The organism is Desulfarculus baarsii DSM 2075 (genome assembly GCF_000143965.1).
GTDB lineage: Bacteria > Desulfobacterota > Desulfarculia > Desulfarculales > Desulfarculaceae > Desulfarculus > Desulfarculus baarsii.
Genome location: NC_014365.1, coordinates 685,191 through 698,102, shown reverse-complemented (window position 1 = coordinate 698,102; position 12,912 = coordinate 685,191). Strand labels below are relative to the sequence as shown.

General features: G+C 69.3%; 12 protein-coding genes. 6 read left to right on the top strand and 6 right to left on the bottom strand.

Annotation, left to right across the window (positions count from 1 at the left end; translation table 11 throughout):
• Nucleotide 1: 1 nt before the first annotated feature.
• The 5 genes from DEBA_RS03055 (at nucleotide 2) to DEBA_RS03035 (ending at nucleotide 6,335) form a co-directional block, all read left to right on the top strand.
• A complete protein-coding gene (locus DEBA_RS03055; RefSeq protein WP_013257440.1) occupies nucleotides 2-1,138 on the top strand; it encodes a glycosyltransferase family 4 protein in 1,137 nt (378 codons plus the stop codon).
• Nucleotides 1,135-2,259 (top strand): glycosyltransferase family 4 protein, encoded by a 1,125-nt coding sequence (locus tag DEBA_RS03050; protein WP_050762211.1) that lies wholly within the window; start codon nucleotides 1,135-1,137, stop codon nucleotides 2,257-2,259. Before DEBA_RS03055 ends, DEBA_RS03050 begins: the two co-directional genes overlap by 4 nt.
• A complete protein-coding gene (locus DEBA_RS03045; protein WP_013257438.1) occupies nucleotides 2,256-3,407 on the top strand; it encodes a glycosyltransferase in 1,152 nt (383 codons plus the stop codon). Before DEBA_RS03050 ends, DEBA_RS03045 begins: the two co-directional genes overlap by 4 nt.
• A gap of 99 nt (nucleotides 3,408-3,506) precedes the next feature.
• Nucleotides 3,507-4,868: a Trk system potassium transporter TrkA gene (gene trkA / locus DEBA_RS03040; RefSeq protein ID WP_013257437.1), complete on the top strand. Its 1,362-nt coding sequence runs from the start codon at nucleotides 3,507-3,509 to the stop codon at nucleotides 4,866-4,868.
• 12 nt (nucleotides 4,869-4,880) lie between these two features.
• Complete coding sequence (locus DEBA_RS03035) at nucleotides 4,881-6,335, top strand: TrkH family potassium uptake protein (RefSeq protein WP_013257436.1); 1,455 nt, start codon at nucleotides 4,881-4,883, stop codon at nucleotides 6,333-6,335.
• Here the strand turns inward: DEBA_RS03035 and bioD are convergent.
• The 6 genes from bioD to DEBA_RS03005 form a co-directional block, all read right to left on the bottom strand.
• Nucleotides 6,310-7,050 carry a dethiobiotin synthase gene (bioD, locus tag DEBA_RS03030; RefSeq protein WP_013257435.1) on the bottom strand — a complete coding sequence of 247 codons (741 nt, stop codon included), beginning with the start codon at nucleotides 7,048-7,050 and terminating at the stop codon, nucleotides 6,310-6,312. The two genes, DEBA_RS03035 and bioD, sit on opposite strands and share 26 nt — an antisense overlap.
• Nucleotides 7,041-8,240 (bottom strand): 8-amino-7-oxononanoate synthase, encoded by a 1,200-nt coding sequence (gene bioF, locus DEBA_RS03025; RefSeq protein ID WP_013257434.1) that lies wholly within the window; start codon nucleotides 8,238-8,240, stop codon nucleotides 7,041-7,043. Before bioF ends, bioD begins: the two co-directional genes overlap by 10 nt.
• The gene (gene bioA / locus DEBA_RS03020; RefSeq protein ID WP_013257433.1) at nucleotides 8,237-9,574 is read right to left on the bottom strand and encodes an adenosylmethionine--8-amino-7-oxononanoate transaminase; all 1,338 of its coding nucleotides are present in this window, start codon (nucleotides 9,572-9,574) and stop codon (nucleotides 8,237-8,239) included. The genes bioF and bioA overlap by 4 nt, the downstream gene beginning before the upstream one ends.
• Before the next feature lie 2 nt (nucleotides 9,575-9,576).
• A complete protein-coding gene (gene bioB, locus DEBA_RS03015; protein WP_013257432.1) occupies nucleotides 9,577-10,572 on the bottom strand; it encodes a biotin synthase BioB in 996 nt (331 codons plus the stop codon).
• A gap of 102 nt (nucleotides 10,573-10,674) precedes the next feature.
• Nucleotides 10,675-11,556 (bottom strand): metal ABC transporter permease, encoded by an 882-nt coding sequence (locus tag DEBA_RS03010; RefSeq protein ID WP_013257431.1) that lies wholly within the window; start codon nucleotides 11,554-11,556, stop codon nucleotides 10,675-10,677.
• Nucleotides 11,549-12,331: a metal ABC transporter ATP-binding protein gene (locus DEBA_RS03005; protein ID WP_013257430.1), complete on the bottom strand. Its 783-nt coding sequence runs from the start codon at nucleotides 12,329-12,331 to the stop codon at nucleotides 11,549-11,551. Before DEBA_RS03005 ends, DEBA_RS03010 begins: the two co-directional genes overlap by 8 nt.
• A 178-nt stretch (nucleotides 12,332-12,509) precedes the next feature.
• On the opposite strand from DEBA_RS03005, the gene DEBA_RS03000 reads away from it, so the two are divergent.
• Entirely contained in the window at nucleotides 12,510-12,893 is a 384-nt protein-coding gene (locus DEBA_RS03000) for a response regulator (protein WP_013257429.1), read from the top strand.
• The last annotated feature ends 19 nt before the right edge of the window (nucleotides 12,894-12,912 follow it).

The window sequence follows — 12,912 nt, the reverse complement described above, 5'->3', positions numbered from 1 at the left end:
CGTGCGGATCTGCCTGGATATCCGTGCGTTGACGCCCCGGCCCACCGGCGTGGGCAATTATATCCTGGGCCTGCTGGAGGGCTTCAAGCGGGTGGCGCCCACGCAGGAAATCTGTCTGCTGGCCCGCCTGGACAACCTGACCTGCCTGCCGGGCCTGCCCAACGGCAAGCTCATCCGCGCCGCCTTTGCCCACGAAAGCCATCCCCTGGGCGATGCCTGGGAACATCTTTTCCTGCCTCGCCGCCTGAAAAAAGACGGCGTGGACCTTTTGCACGGGCCGGCGATGCTGGCGCCCTTCGACGGCCGGGGCCTGGCCGTGGTGGCCACGGTCCACGACCTGGTGCCCTTCACCCATCCCGAGACCGTGCCGCCAAAATACGCCTCGTACATGCGCTGGCACCTGGGGCGGCTGGCCCGTTCGCGGGCCTGGTTCATCGCGCCCAGCCAGGCCACGGCCGACGAGTTACAGGAGATTCTGAACGTGGACCCGGCGCGGGTGACGGTGGTGGCCGAGGCCGCCCGGGCGGCCTTTCGGGTCATCGACGATCGCCAAGCCCTGGAGGCGGCGCGCTATCGCCTGGGCCTGGACGGCCCGTTCGTGCTATATGTGGGCAATATCGAGCCGCGCAAAAACCTGGCCCGGCTGATCCCGGCCTTTTTGCGCGCCGCCGATCAGGTTCTGCCCCAGTGCAAGCTGGTGATCACCGGCCAGCGGGCCTGGTTGGCCCAGCGCCTGAAAAGCCAGCTCGGCGCGGCCCTGGACGACAAGCGCCTGGTCTTCACCGGCTACGTGCCCGACGACGAACTGCCCCTGCTGATGAATCTGGCCCTGGCCTTTGCCTTCCCCACCCTGCACGAAGGCTTTGGCCTGCCGGCCCTGGAGGCCCTGGCCTGCGGCGCGCCGCTGTTGGCCGGGGCGGTGGGGGCCGTGCCCGAGGTGGTCGGCCAGGCGGCGGTGCTGGTCGACCCGCATAGCGACGAGGCGATTGCCCAGGGCCTGGCCAGGCTGATGCAAGACGAATCCTTGCGCCGTCAACTGGCCCAGGCCGGGCCGGAGCGGGCGGCGCGCTTCAGTTGGGACCAGGCGGCCCGCCAGACCTTGGACGTCTATCACCGGGCCTGCCGCGAGGAGGCGTGAAAGCCTTGAACATCTGCTACGACATGCGCGTCTACACCGGCCAGATGCACGGCATGGCCCGCTATGGCCTGGAGCTCTTGCGGGCCATGCTCGACGAGGACAAAGACCTGGCCGCGGCCGTTTTGGTGCGCCGGCCCGAGCACGCCTCGATCCTGCCTCGGGGCCCGCGCATCGTCGCCGTGGTGGCCAACTTCGCGCCCTACGGCCTGGGCGGTCAGCTCAAGCTGCCCACCTTGCTGCGGGCCATGAAGCACGATCTCTACCACTGCCCGTTCTACGCGCCGCCGGTGGTGGCCCCAGGCCCCATGGTCATGACCATCCACGACCTGATCCACCTGCGCTTTCCCCAGGATCACGGCCTGCGCCATCGCCTGTTCTACAAATACGTCGTCGGCCCGGCGGCTCACAAGGCCGGCGCGGTGCTGACCGTCAGCGAGCACTCCAAGCGCGACATCTGCGAGCTTTTGCAGCTTTCGCCGGGCAAGGTCGTCGTCACGCCCAACGGCGTCAGCGGCGCTTTCCGGCCCCTGGCCGCCGCCGACCGGCCGACCATGGCCACATCCCTGGGCCTGCCCGCCCGCTATATCCTGGGCGTGGGCAACCCCAAGCCCCACAAGAACCTCATCGCCCTGGTCGAGGCCCACCGCATGCTGCGGGCCACCCCGCCGACCGGGGCCGGCCCCGTGCCGCCGCTGGTGCTGGCCGGGGTCAAAAAGGGCGAGTTGCGCGGCGTCAACCCCGACAAAGACCTGGTGATGTTTCCCATCGCCGACGACGTGACCCTGGCCACGGCCTACGCCGCCGCCGAGGCCGTGTGCATCCCCTCACTCTACGAGGGCTTTGGCCTGCCGGCCCTGGAGGCCATGGCCTGCGGCGCGCCGCTGGTGGCCAGCAACCGGGCCTCGTTGCCCGAGGTCGTCGGCGAGGCGGCCCTTTTGTGCGAGCCCGAGCCGGCGGCCATCGCCGAGGCCCTGGGCCGGCTGCTGGTCGACGAAGTGCTCAACCGCCGCCTGCGCCTGGCCGGGCCCGAGCGGGCGGCCCTGTTCACCTGGGCCAAGGCGGCCCGGCAGACGCTGGCCGTCTATCGCCGGCTGCTGGGCCAGGAACAAGGCCGGCCATGACCGCCGCCGAGCTGCGGCCGGAGTTGGGCGGCCTGCGGGTCGTGCTGGTCCACGACTGGCTGACGGGCATGCGTGGCGGCGAAAAAGTGCTGGAGTGCTTCTGCCGGCTGTTCCCCCAGGCCCCGATCCTCACCCTGGTCCACGCGCCGGGCTCGGCTTCGCCGCTGATCGAAAGCCGGGAAATCCACGCCTCGTTTTTGCAGCGCATGCCCCTGGCGCAAAGTCATTATCGCCACTATCTGCCGCTGATGCCCCTGGCCATCGGCCGGCTGCGCCCGCCGCCGTGCGATCTGCTGCTGAGCTCCAGCCACTGCGTGGCCAAGGGCGCGCGCCCGCCCAAGGGGGCCCGGCACGTCAGCTATCTGCACACGCCCATGCGCTACATCTGGGACATGTACGACCAATACTTCGGCCCCGGCCGGGGCGGCCTGGCCCGCCACGTCATGCCTTTCGCGCGGCCCTGGCTGCGGCGCTGGGACGTGGCCACGGCCAAGGGCGTGGACTTTTTCCTGGCCAACAGCCACCACGTGGCCGGGCGCATCCAGCGCTTCTATGGCCGCCAGGCCAAGGTGATCCATCCGCCGGTGGAGACCGGCCGCTTCGCCCCCGACGGCCGCCCGCGCGGCTATTATCTGGCCCTGGGGGCCCTTGTGCCATACAAGCGCGTGGACCTGGCCGTGCGGGCCTGCACCCTGACCCGACGGCCGCTCAAGGTCGTGGGCTCGGGCCCCGAGGAGGCCAAACTGCGGGCCATGGCCGGGCCGACGGTGGAATTTCTGGGCTGGCGGCCCGACAGCGAACTGCCCGGGCTCTACGCCGGGGCCAAGGCGCTATTGTTCTGCGGCGAGGAAGACTTTGGCATCACGCCCCTGGAGGCCATGGCCAGCGGCGCGCCGGTGATCGCCCTGGCCAGGGGTGGCGCGCTGGAGACCGTGGTCGGCCCCCAAGACCCCCAAGGCCGGCCGGCCACGGGGCGGTTTTTTAAAAAACAAGAGCCCGAGGCGCTGGTGGAGGCCATGGAGCTTTTGGAGGGCGACGCCTTCGACCCGCTGGCGTTACGCGCCCACGCCCAGGCCTTCGACACGGCCGCTTTCGAACAAAACATGGCCGACGCCCTGGTCGAGGCCCTGGCCGGCCACGGTCGTTGACCGGGCCTTCGGGCCGGTGCTACCCTTGATGCTGGGCGTCACCAGGGGCCGATCGCTTTACGACATTGCCGCCAAACCGGCGCGGCGGGAGAAATTCTTGTGCGCGTATTGATCATCGGCGCGGGCGAGGTGGGCTATCACACGGCGCTAAGGCTCTCGCGCGAAAACCACCGCGTGGTGCTGGTCGACCAAGACCCGGAAAAGATCAAGGCCGTCAACGAGCAGATGGACGTGCAGACCCTGGTCGGCAAGGGCTCGAGCCCGGCGGCGCTGTTGGCCGCCGGCGTGCGCGAGGCCGAGCTGGTGGTGGCCGTCACCGACAGCGACGAGGTCAACATGACCGCCTGCCGCTTCGCCCAGGCCCTGGCTCCGGCGGTGACCAAAGTGGCGCGCATCCGCTCGATGGACTACCTGCACTTTTTCGAGGAGCACGACCCCCGGCAATTCGGCGTGGACCTGGTCATCAACCCCGAGCGCGAGGTGGCCAACCAGATCATGCAGTTGATCTACGTGCCGGCGGCCAACTCGGTGGCCGATTTCGCCGGCGGCAAGGTCAAGCTGCTGGGCCTGCGCGCGCCGGTGACCAGCCCCATCCTCAAGCGGCCCCTGCACGAGCTGCGCATGTCCGAGGGCTCGCGCTTTCTGGTGGCGGCCATCGAGCGCGACGGCGAGGTGATCATCCCCCGCGGCGACGACCATCTGCGGGCCGACGACCGGGCCTACGTGGTCGTGCGCGAGGACATGATCAACGAGGTCATGGAGTTTTTCAGCCTGCGCAACGAACCGGTGCGCAAGCTCGTCGTGGTCGGCGGCGGGGCCATCGGCCGCCTGGTGGCCGAACGGGCCCAGCGGCGCGACATCAAGGCCCGCGTCATCGAAAAAGACGAAGACCGCTGTCAGATGCTGGTCGACCAGCTCGACGACGTCATCGTCCTGCACGGCGACGGCACCGACATGAGCCTGCTGCGCGAGGAAAACATCGGCGCGGCCGACGTCTTCGCCGCTGTCACCGACGACGAGGAAGACAACGTGCTCATCGCCCTGATGGGCAAAAAAATGGGCGCGCGGCGCACGGTGGCCAGGGTGGCCCACATGGGTTACGTGCCCTTGGTCAGTTCCTTGGGCATCGACCTGGTCGTCAGCCCCCGTTTCGCGGCGGTGGGGGCGATCCTGCGCTATCTGCGGCGCGGCAAGGTCTTGGCCGTCAGCGCCCTGCGCGACGAGGGGGCCGAGGTCATCGAGGTGGAGGCCCAGGCCACCTCGGCCATGGTCGGCAAGCCCCTGGCCCAGGTCAAGATGCCCAGCGGCGCCCTGGTGGCGGCGGTGGTGCGCGGCGAAGAGGTCGAAATCCCCAACGGCCAAACCGTCATCAACCCCGGCGACCGCATGGTCATCTTCATGCTGACCAAGGTGCTCTCCAAGGTCGAGAAGCTCCTGACCGTCAGCCTGGAATATTTCTAGGAGTCTGACCCGGTGAACGTCGCCTTCGCCATATCGTTGGTGGGCCTGATCTGCCTGGGCGTGGGCCTGTGCATGCTCTTGCCCCTGGCCGTGGCCCTGATCCACGCCGAGCCGGGTTGGCTGGCCTTTTTGGGCGGGTCTTTTGTCTGCTGCCTGCTGGGCGGGGTATTGTTCTGGTCTTTCCGCGACCGCCGGGTCAAGGAGCTGAACCACCGCGAGGGCATGGCCGTGGTGGGCCTTTCGTGGCTGGCGGCCGGGGTGCTGGGCGGGCTGCCGCTTCTGCTTTCGGGCGATTTCAAATCGTGGGCCGACGCGGTGTTCGAGTCGGTCAGCGGCTTCACCACCACCGGGGCCAGCGTGCTCACCAACGTGGAGGCCGCCCAGAAATGCGTGCTGTTCTGGCGGGCGCTGACCCACTGGCTGGGCGGCATGGGCTTTATCGTTTTGGGCGTGGCGGTGTTGCCGTTTCTGGGCGTGGGCGGCATGCAGCTCTACAAGGCCGAGGCGCCCTCGCCCACGCCCGACCGCCTGGTCCCACGCATCGCCGACACGGCCAAGGCCCTGTGGTGGATCTACGTCCTGCTCACCGCCGCCGAGGCCTTGCTGCTTTTGCTGGGCGGCATGGACCTTTTCGATTCGCTCTGCCACGCCATGGCCACCATGGCCACCGGCGGTTTTTCCACCAAAAACCTGAGCGTGGGCCACTGGCCAAGCCCGTTCATCCAGTGGGTGGTCACCATCTTCATGATCCTGGCCGGCATCAATTTCACCCTGCATTTTCAGCTTTTCAGCCAGCGCCGTTGGGACGCCTTCTGGCGCGACGAGGAGTGCCGCTTTTATCTGGCCCTGACCGTGGGCGCGGCGCTGATCATCACAATCTGCCTTTGGCTGGCCCAGGGCCTCGACACGGCTTCCGCCCTGCGCCTGGCCTTTTTCCAGACAGCCACCATCCTCACCACCACCGGCTTCGCCACCGCCGACTACACCCTGTGGCCGCCGCTGGCCTTGGCGGTGCTGACGATGCTTCTGTTCATCGGCGGTTCGGCCGGCTCCACCGGCGGCGGGCCCAAGGTGATGCGGGTGTTGGTAGTGCTCAAGCAGTCGTTGGCCGAGTTTGGCCGGCTGATCCACCCGCGCATGGTAAACCCGGTCAAGCTGGGCCGGCGGACGGTGGACAAGCAGGTCGTGGCGGCGATCTGGGCCTTCATGGGCCTTTATCTGGCCTGCTTCGCCCTGACGACCCTGGGGCTGGCCGCCCTGGGCCTGGATGGCCAGACAGCCTTTTCGGCGGCCATCGCCTGTCTGGGCAACATCGGCCCCGGCCTGGGGCCCATCGTCGGGCCGGTGGGCAACTACGCCAGCCTGCCCGAGGCCGGTAAGTGGCTGCTTTCGGCGGCCATGCTGGTGGGCCGGCTGGAGGTCTACACGGTGCTGGTGTTGTTCATCCCTGGTTTGTGGCGCGATTGAGCGCCGCCAGCAGGCCGTCGATGTCCAGCCAGGCCCCGGCCGCCGCGCGCAGGGCCCGTGGCGAGATCTCGCCACCGCCCATGTCGGGCAAGGCGCCCAAGTAGGGCGCGCCGCCGAACTCCTCGGTCAGGGCCGGGTTGGCGTGCCGCGAAGGGTCCAGCTCCACGCCCTCGCCACCGCCGCTGAAGACAAAGCCCACCACCGCCAGCCCCCGCGAGCGCGCCGCCAGCATGGTCAAGAGCGTGTGGTTGATCGTGCCCAGGCCGGGCCGGCCCACCACCAGCACCGGCAAGGCCAGTTCGGCCATGAGGTCGAGCATCAGCTTGCCCTCGCACAGGGGGACCATCACCCCGCCGGCCCCCTCGATCACGCAGAATTCGCGCTCGTCCAGGGCCTGGCGGCAGGCGGCGACGATCTGGCCGAAATCCAACGTCACGCCCTCGCGCCGCGCGGCGGCCAGCGGCGAAAGAGGCGCGCTCAGGCAAAAGGGATTGAGCCGCCAGGCCGGCTCGGGCAGCTCGGCCATGCGGCCCACGAACACGGCGTCGGGGTTGACCGGCCGGCCGTCGACGCATTGGGCCTCGGTGCCCACGGGCTTGAGATAGCCGGCGTCCAGGCCGCGCTGGCGCAGGGCCGCCGTCAGGCCGGCGCTGACCATGGTCTTGCCCACGCCGGTGTCGGAACCGGCGATGAACAGGCCCTTGCCTAGGGGCATAAGCCAACCTCCCTGGCCGCCCGGAGCACGGCCCTGGCGGCGAAACGCATGTCCGCCTCCTCGTGGGCGGCGGTGACGGTCAGCCGGATGCGACTGGAGCCCTGGGGCACCGTGGGCGGCCGGATGGCCGGCGCGAAAACGCCCTCGGCCAGCAGGGCCTGGCCCATGGCCAGGGCGCGGTGGGCGTCGCCGACCAGGATGGGGATGATCGGCCCGGCCGGCGAAAGCAGCCGCAACCCGCCCTCCTCGAGCAGACCGCGCAGCAGCGCGCAAAGCCCGTGCAGCTTGTGGCGCAGATGCGCTTCGTCCTCCACCACCCGCAGGGCCTCGGCGGCGGCGGCCACCTGGGCCGGCGGCGCGGCGGTGCTGAAGACAAAGGGCCGCGCCAGGTTGATCAGGCAGTCGATGACCACCGCCGCCCCGGCCACGAAGCCGCCCAGGCCGCCCAGGGCCTTGCTGAGGGTGCCTACTTGAATTATATCACTCTCCGGGGCCAGGCCAAAATGCTCCAGCGAGCCCCGGCCGCCGGCCCCCCAGACGCCGGTGGCGTGGGCGTCGTCAACGAGCAACAGCGCTCCGTGGCGGCGGGCCACGGCCAACAGCTCCGGCAAAGGGGCCAGGTCGCCGTCCATGGAAAAAACGCCATCGGTGATCAAGAGCTTCAGGGCCCCGGCCGGGGCCTGGGCCAAGAGGGCCTGGGCCGCCGCGGCGTCGGCGTGGGGATAGACCTTGACCGTGGCCCGGCCGAGGCGGCAGGCGTCGATCAGGCTGGCGTGGTTGAGCGCGTCGCTTACGATAAAATCGCCCGGGCCGCACAGGCCGGCCACGCAGCCGACGTTGGCCATGTAGCCGGTACAGAAAAACAGCGCCGCCTCGGTCTTTTTAAAGGCGGCTATCTGGCGCTCCAACTGCTGGTGGCAATCCAGCGTGCCCGAGATCAGCCGGCTGGCCCCCGCGCCGGCCCCGTGGGCCAGGGCGGCCCGGCTGGCGGCCCGGGCCAGGCGATGGTGACGGCTCAGGCCCAGATAATCGTTGGAGGCCATCAACAGCACCTGGCGGCCATCGACGATCACCCGTGGCCCGCCGGCCGGGCCCACGCCGCGCAAGGAGCGGTGCAGGCCGTCCCGGCGGCGGTCGGCCATGCGTCGGACCAGGGCGGCCAGGGCCGGATGCGCGCATCCCTGGCTCAAGCGCCTTCCTCCGTGGCTTCGACAATGGCCTGGCCGACCACCTCCAGCAAAAAGGCGATCTCTTGCTCGCTGCTGGAAAGCGGCGGCATCAAAACCACCGTGTCGCCCAGCGGCCGGATGATCACCCCCCGCCGGCGAGCGGCCATGATCACCTGGTGGCCCATGCGCCGGCCCGGCGCGTAGGCCAGGCCCGAGGCCTTGTCAGCGGCCAGCTCCACGCCGCACATCATGCCCTGCTGGCGCACGTCGACCACGTGGTCCAAACGGGCCAGCTCGGCCAGGCCCCGGGCCAGTTGCGCGGCCCGGGCCGCCACGTTGGCCAGAATGTCGCGGGATTGCATCAGGGCCAGGTTGGCCAGGGCCGCCGCGCAGGCGATGGGGTTGCCGGTGTAGGTGTGACCGTGGAAAAAGTGACGGAACTCGTCGAACTCGCCCAAAAACGCCTCGTAGATCTCCTCGCTGGCCATGGTCGCGGCCAGGGGCAGCACGCCGCCGGTCAGGCCCTTGCCCAGGGCCATCAGGTCGGGGCAAACGCCCTCCAACTGGCAGGCGAACATGGCCCCGGTGCGGCCAAAGCCCGTGGCCACCTCGTCGGCCACCACCAGCACGCCGGCCTCGTGGGCCATGCGGCAGACGGTGGAGAGATAGCCGTCGGGCTGGATGATCATGCCGGCCGCGCCCTGCACGCGGGGCTCGATGACCAGGGCGCAGATCTCCTCGGCGTGCTCGGCCAGCACGCGGGCCAGATCGGCCACCGAGCGTTCGGCGCTGCCGGGTTTGTTTTTGTTGGGCTGGGCGATGGTGTGCTTGGCGAACAGCAGCGGCCGGTAGACCTCGTGAAACAGCTCGATGCCGCCGATGCTCACCGCGCCGATGGTGTCGCCGTGATAGGCCTCGGCCAGCGAGACAAAGGTGCGCTTTTTGCTCTGGCCCTTGAGCTGCCAATATTGGTAGGCGATCTTGAGGGCGATCTCCACCGCCGTCGAGCCGCTTTCGGAAAAAAACACGCGGCTGAGGCTCGGCGGCGTCAGGCGCGCCAGTTCGGCGGCCAAAAGCGCGGCCTTGGGGTGGGTCAGGCCCAGCATGGTCGAGTGGTCCAGGGCCTCGACCTGCTCTTTGATGGCCTGGTTGATGGCCGGCTCGCCGTGGCCGTGGACGGTGACCCACAGGGAGCTGACGCCATCGAAATAGCGCTTGCCGTCGATGTCGACGAGCCAGTTGCCCTGGCCGCCGCTGATGACCAGGGGCGGCTCGCTGGGCCAGATCTTTTGCTGGGTGAAGGGGTGCCAGAGGCAGGCCAGGTCTTTTTGGACGATCTCGGCGGCGTTGGACATGATCACTCCTCGCGGGGCGGCAAGACCGGCCGCAGGCCCAGGGCGGCGATGACGGCCAGATCGCGCTGGGACTGGGGGCCTTGGGTGGTCAGATAGTTGCCGGTCATGGCGGCGCTGGCCCCGGCCAGGAACATCAGCGGGGCCAGATCGCCCAGAATCTGGGCGCGGCCGCCACAGGCGCGGATCTGGGCCTGGGGCATGATCAGCTTGAACACGGCCAGGGCGGCCAGGGCCTGGAGGGCGCCCATGGGCCGCAAGTGGGCCAGCCTGGTGCCGGCGATGGGGCTGAGGAAATTGACGGGCACGCTCTGGGGGGCCAGTTCGGCCACGGCAAAGGCCAACTCGGCGCGCTGGGCCGGCGTCTCGCCCATGCCCACGATGCCGCCACAGCAGACCTCCAGGCCGGCCTGCTGGGCCACGCGCACGGTCTCGACGCGCTCCTCGAAGGCGTGGCTGGCGCAGATGCTGGGGAAATAGCTCGGCCCGCTCTCCAGGTTGTGGTGATAGCGCCGCAGGCCGGCCTCGACCAGGCGGCGGGCCTGGGCGGCGTTCAGCAGGCCCAGCGAGGCGCAGGGCAAAATGCGCCCCCGCTTGACGATCAGCTCCAGCGCCCGGCAGATCTCGTCCAGGTCGCGGCCGCTGGGGCAGCCTTTGCCGCTGGTGACCAGGCCAAAGCGCAGCGCCCCGCAGTCGGCGGCGCGCTCGGCCCGCTGGGCGATCTCGGTGGCGGAAAGCAGCGGATAGACCTGGGCGTCGGTGTGGTGATGGGCGCTCTGGGCGCAGAAAGCGCAGTCCTCGCTACAGCGGCCCGAGCGGGCGTTGACGATGGCGCAAAGCTCCACCGCGTCGGCCTGCCAGCGCTGACGGGCCGCGCCGGCGGCGGCCAGCAGGCGGCCCAGTTGGCCCAGGTCGTCCGGCTCCAGCCAGGCGGCGGCTTCGGCGGGCGTGGGCGGCCGGCCCGCCAGGGCCAGGGGATCGGGAAAAGGCGTTTGGCTCACCGTGGCCTCCGTGAATTGTCAACCTTGCGTTCACTTGGGTTGACAATTTATCAGAAACCGCGATGCTTGACCAGTCTCGCAGCACTTTATGCGTGGGAGGCCTCAGCCGCGGCGCAGCAGCCAGGCCAGGCCGGCCGCGGCCAGGTAGAGCGCGCCGGCCAGCAGGATGATCACCGCGCCGGTGGGCAGATCCGGGCCAAAGCTCAGCGCCAGGCCGGCGCTGGTGACGAGCATGGCGATGGCCACCGCCCAGGCCATGATCGCCCCCAGCCGGCGGCTGAACGAGGCCGCCGTGCCCGCCGGCAGCGTCAGCAGGGCGATGACCATGATGATGCCCACCACCGTCGACAACAGCACCACCGTCAGCGCCGTCAGCGCCAGCAGCAGAAAATAGTGGAGCCCCACCGGCAGGCCGCGCAGCCTGGCGAATTCCTCGTCGAAGCACACGGCCACCAGTTGGTTGTGAAACAGTACGGCCACGGCCAAAATCACCGCGTCCAGCCCGGCCATCAGCCAGAGGTCGGCCCGCGAGACCATGAGGATATTGCCGAAAAGATAGCTCATCAGCTCGCTGTTGTAGCCCGGCGTGCGGGCGATGAACAGCACGCCCACGGCCATGCCCACCGCCCAGATAGCCCCGATCACGGTGTCCTCGCGCTGGCCGGCCCGCAGGCTGACCACGCCGATGAGCCCGGCGGCCACAAGCGCCGCCACGGTCGCCCCCAGCAGGGGGTGGGCCCAGTCCCAGCCCAGCACGGCCCTGGCGTAACCGGCCGCGCCCATGCCGCCCAGCACGCTGTGGGCGATGGCCCCGGCGATGTAGGTGATGCGTCGGGCCATGACGTAGCCGCCCACGACGCCGCAGGCCAGGCTGGCCAACAGCCCGGCCAGCAGGGCGTTTTGCAAAAAGGCGTTTTGAGCCAGGGCCTGGAGGAACTCGTTGCCGGGGGCCAGGGCGGCCACGGCCCGCCACAACTCAGCCATGGAAGCACCCGCCGTTCTTTTTGTGATCGTGGCGCACCATGTTCACCGGCCCGCCGTAGATCTGGCTGATCACCTCGCCGGTGACGTCGGAGGTGGGGTGGATCAGCACCTGACGGTTGACGCAGACGACGTGGCGCACGTAGGGCGAAACAAAGCCCAGGTCGTGGGTGACCACGACGATGGTCATGCGCTGGTTGAGCCGCAGCAGCAGGTCGTAGAACTCTTCCTCGGCCTGGACGTCGACGTTGCTGGTGGGCTCGTCCAGCAGCAGCAGGCGGGGCTCGCCCACCAGGGCCCGGGCCACCAGCGCCCGCTGGCGTTGGCCGCCGCTGAGGGCGGCCAGGGGCCGCTGGGCCAGGGCGGCCAGGCCGACCTGCTCCAGGGCCAGATGCGCGGCCTGGCGGTCGGCCCCGCGCCAAAAGCCGGGCCGGTTGCCCAGGCGGCCCATCAGCACCGCGCCGAGGACGGTGATGGGAAAGGCGCGGTCGAGGCTGGATTGCTGGGGCATGTAGCCCACCTGGGCCCTGGCCTGGCGCGGCGATCGGCCCAAAAGGCGCACGCTGCCGCGCTGGGGGGCGATCAGGCCCAGGATCAACTTGAGCAGGGTCGTCTTGCCGCCGCCGTTGGGCCCCACCACGGCCACGAAATCGCCCTGCTCCACGGCCAGGTTGACCTCCTCCAGCACCGGCCGGCCGCCGTAGCCAAAACTCACGCCGGCAAGTTCGATGGCCTTGGGCCCGTGGGGGTCGATCTGGTTATGGCTCTGATCGTTCATGGCGCGAGCCTCCGTTTTGTCGCGGCCAGATTACCACAAGCCCAGGCTGGCATAGATGTTGAATCGGCCGGATAATTGACGCAAACTGTTCCTGATGGCCCAGACTGCCCCGGCGGCCGGGCCCAGGCGCAACCTCCACCGGCGGCCCCGCGCCCACGTCGCCAGTCAGGAGCCGCACATGGGCAAAAAAATCCTCGTCGTCGACGACGAACAGCCGATCCTCGACCTGCTCGGCGAGGCCTTCACCCACGCCGGCTATCAGGTGATCAGCACCGACAGCCCCGAAAAGGCCCTGGAAATCCTGGGCCGCGAAAAAATACCAGTGATGTTTCTGGACCTGAACCTGCCGGGCATGAACGGCCTGGAGCTGTGCCGACGCATCCGCGCGGTCAATCCCATGGCCCAGATCTTCGCCTTCACCGGTTTCGTCTCGTTGTTCGAGTTGGCCGACTGCCGCGAGGCCGGCTTTGACGATTATTTCACCAAACCCGTCAAGTTGGCCGTCTTGCTGAAAGCGGCCAAGGACGCATTCGAGCGCCTGGAGCGCTGGCGAGGGCGCTGAGCGCCCCGGCCCGGACTGG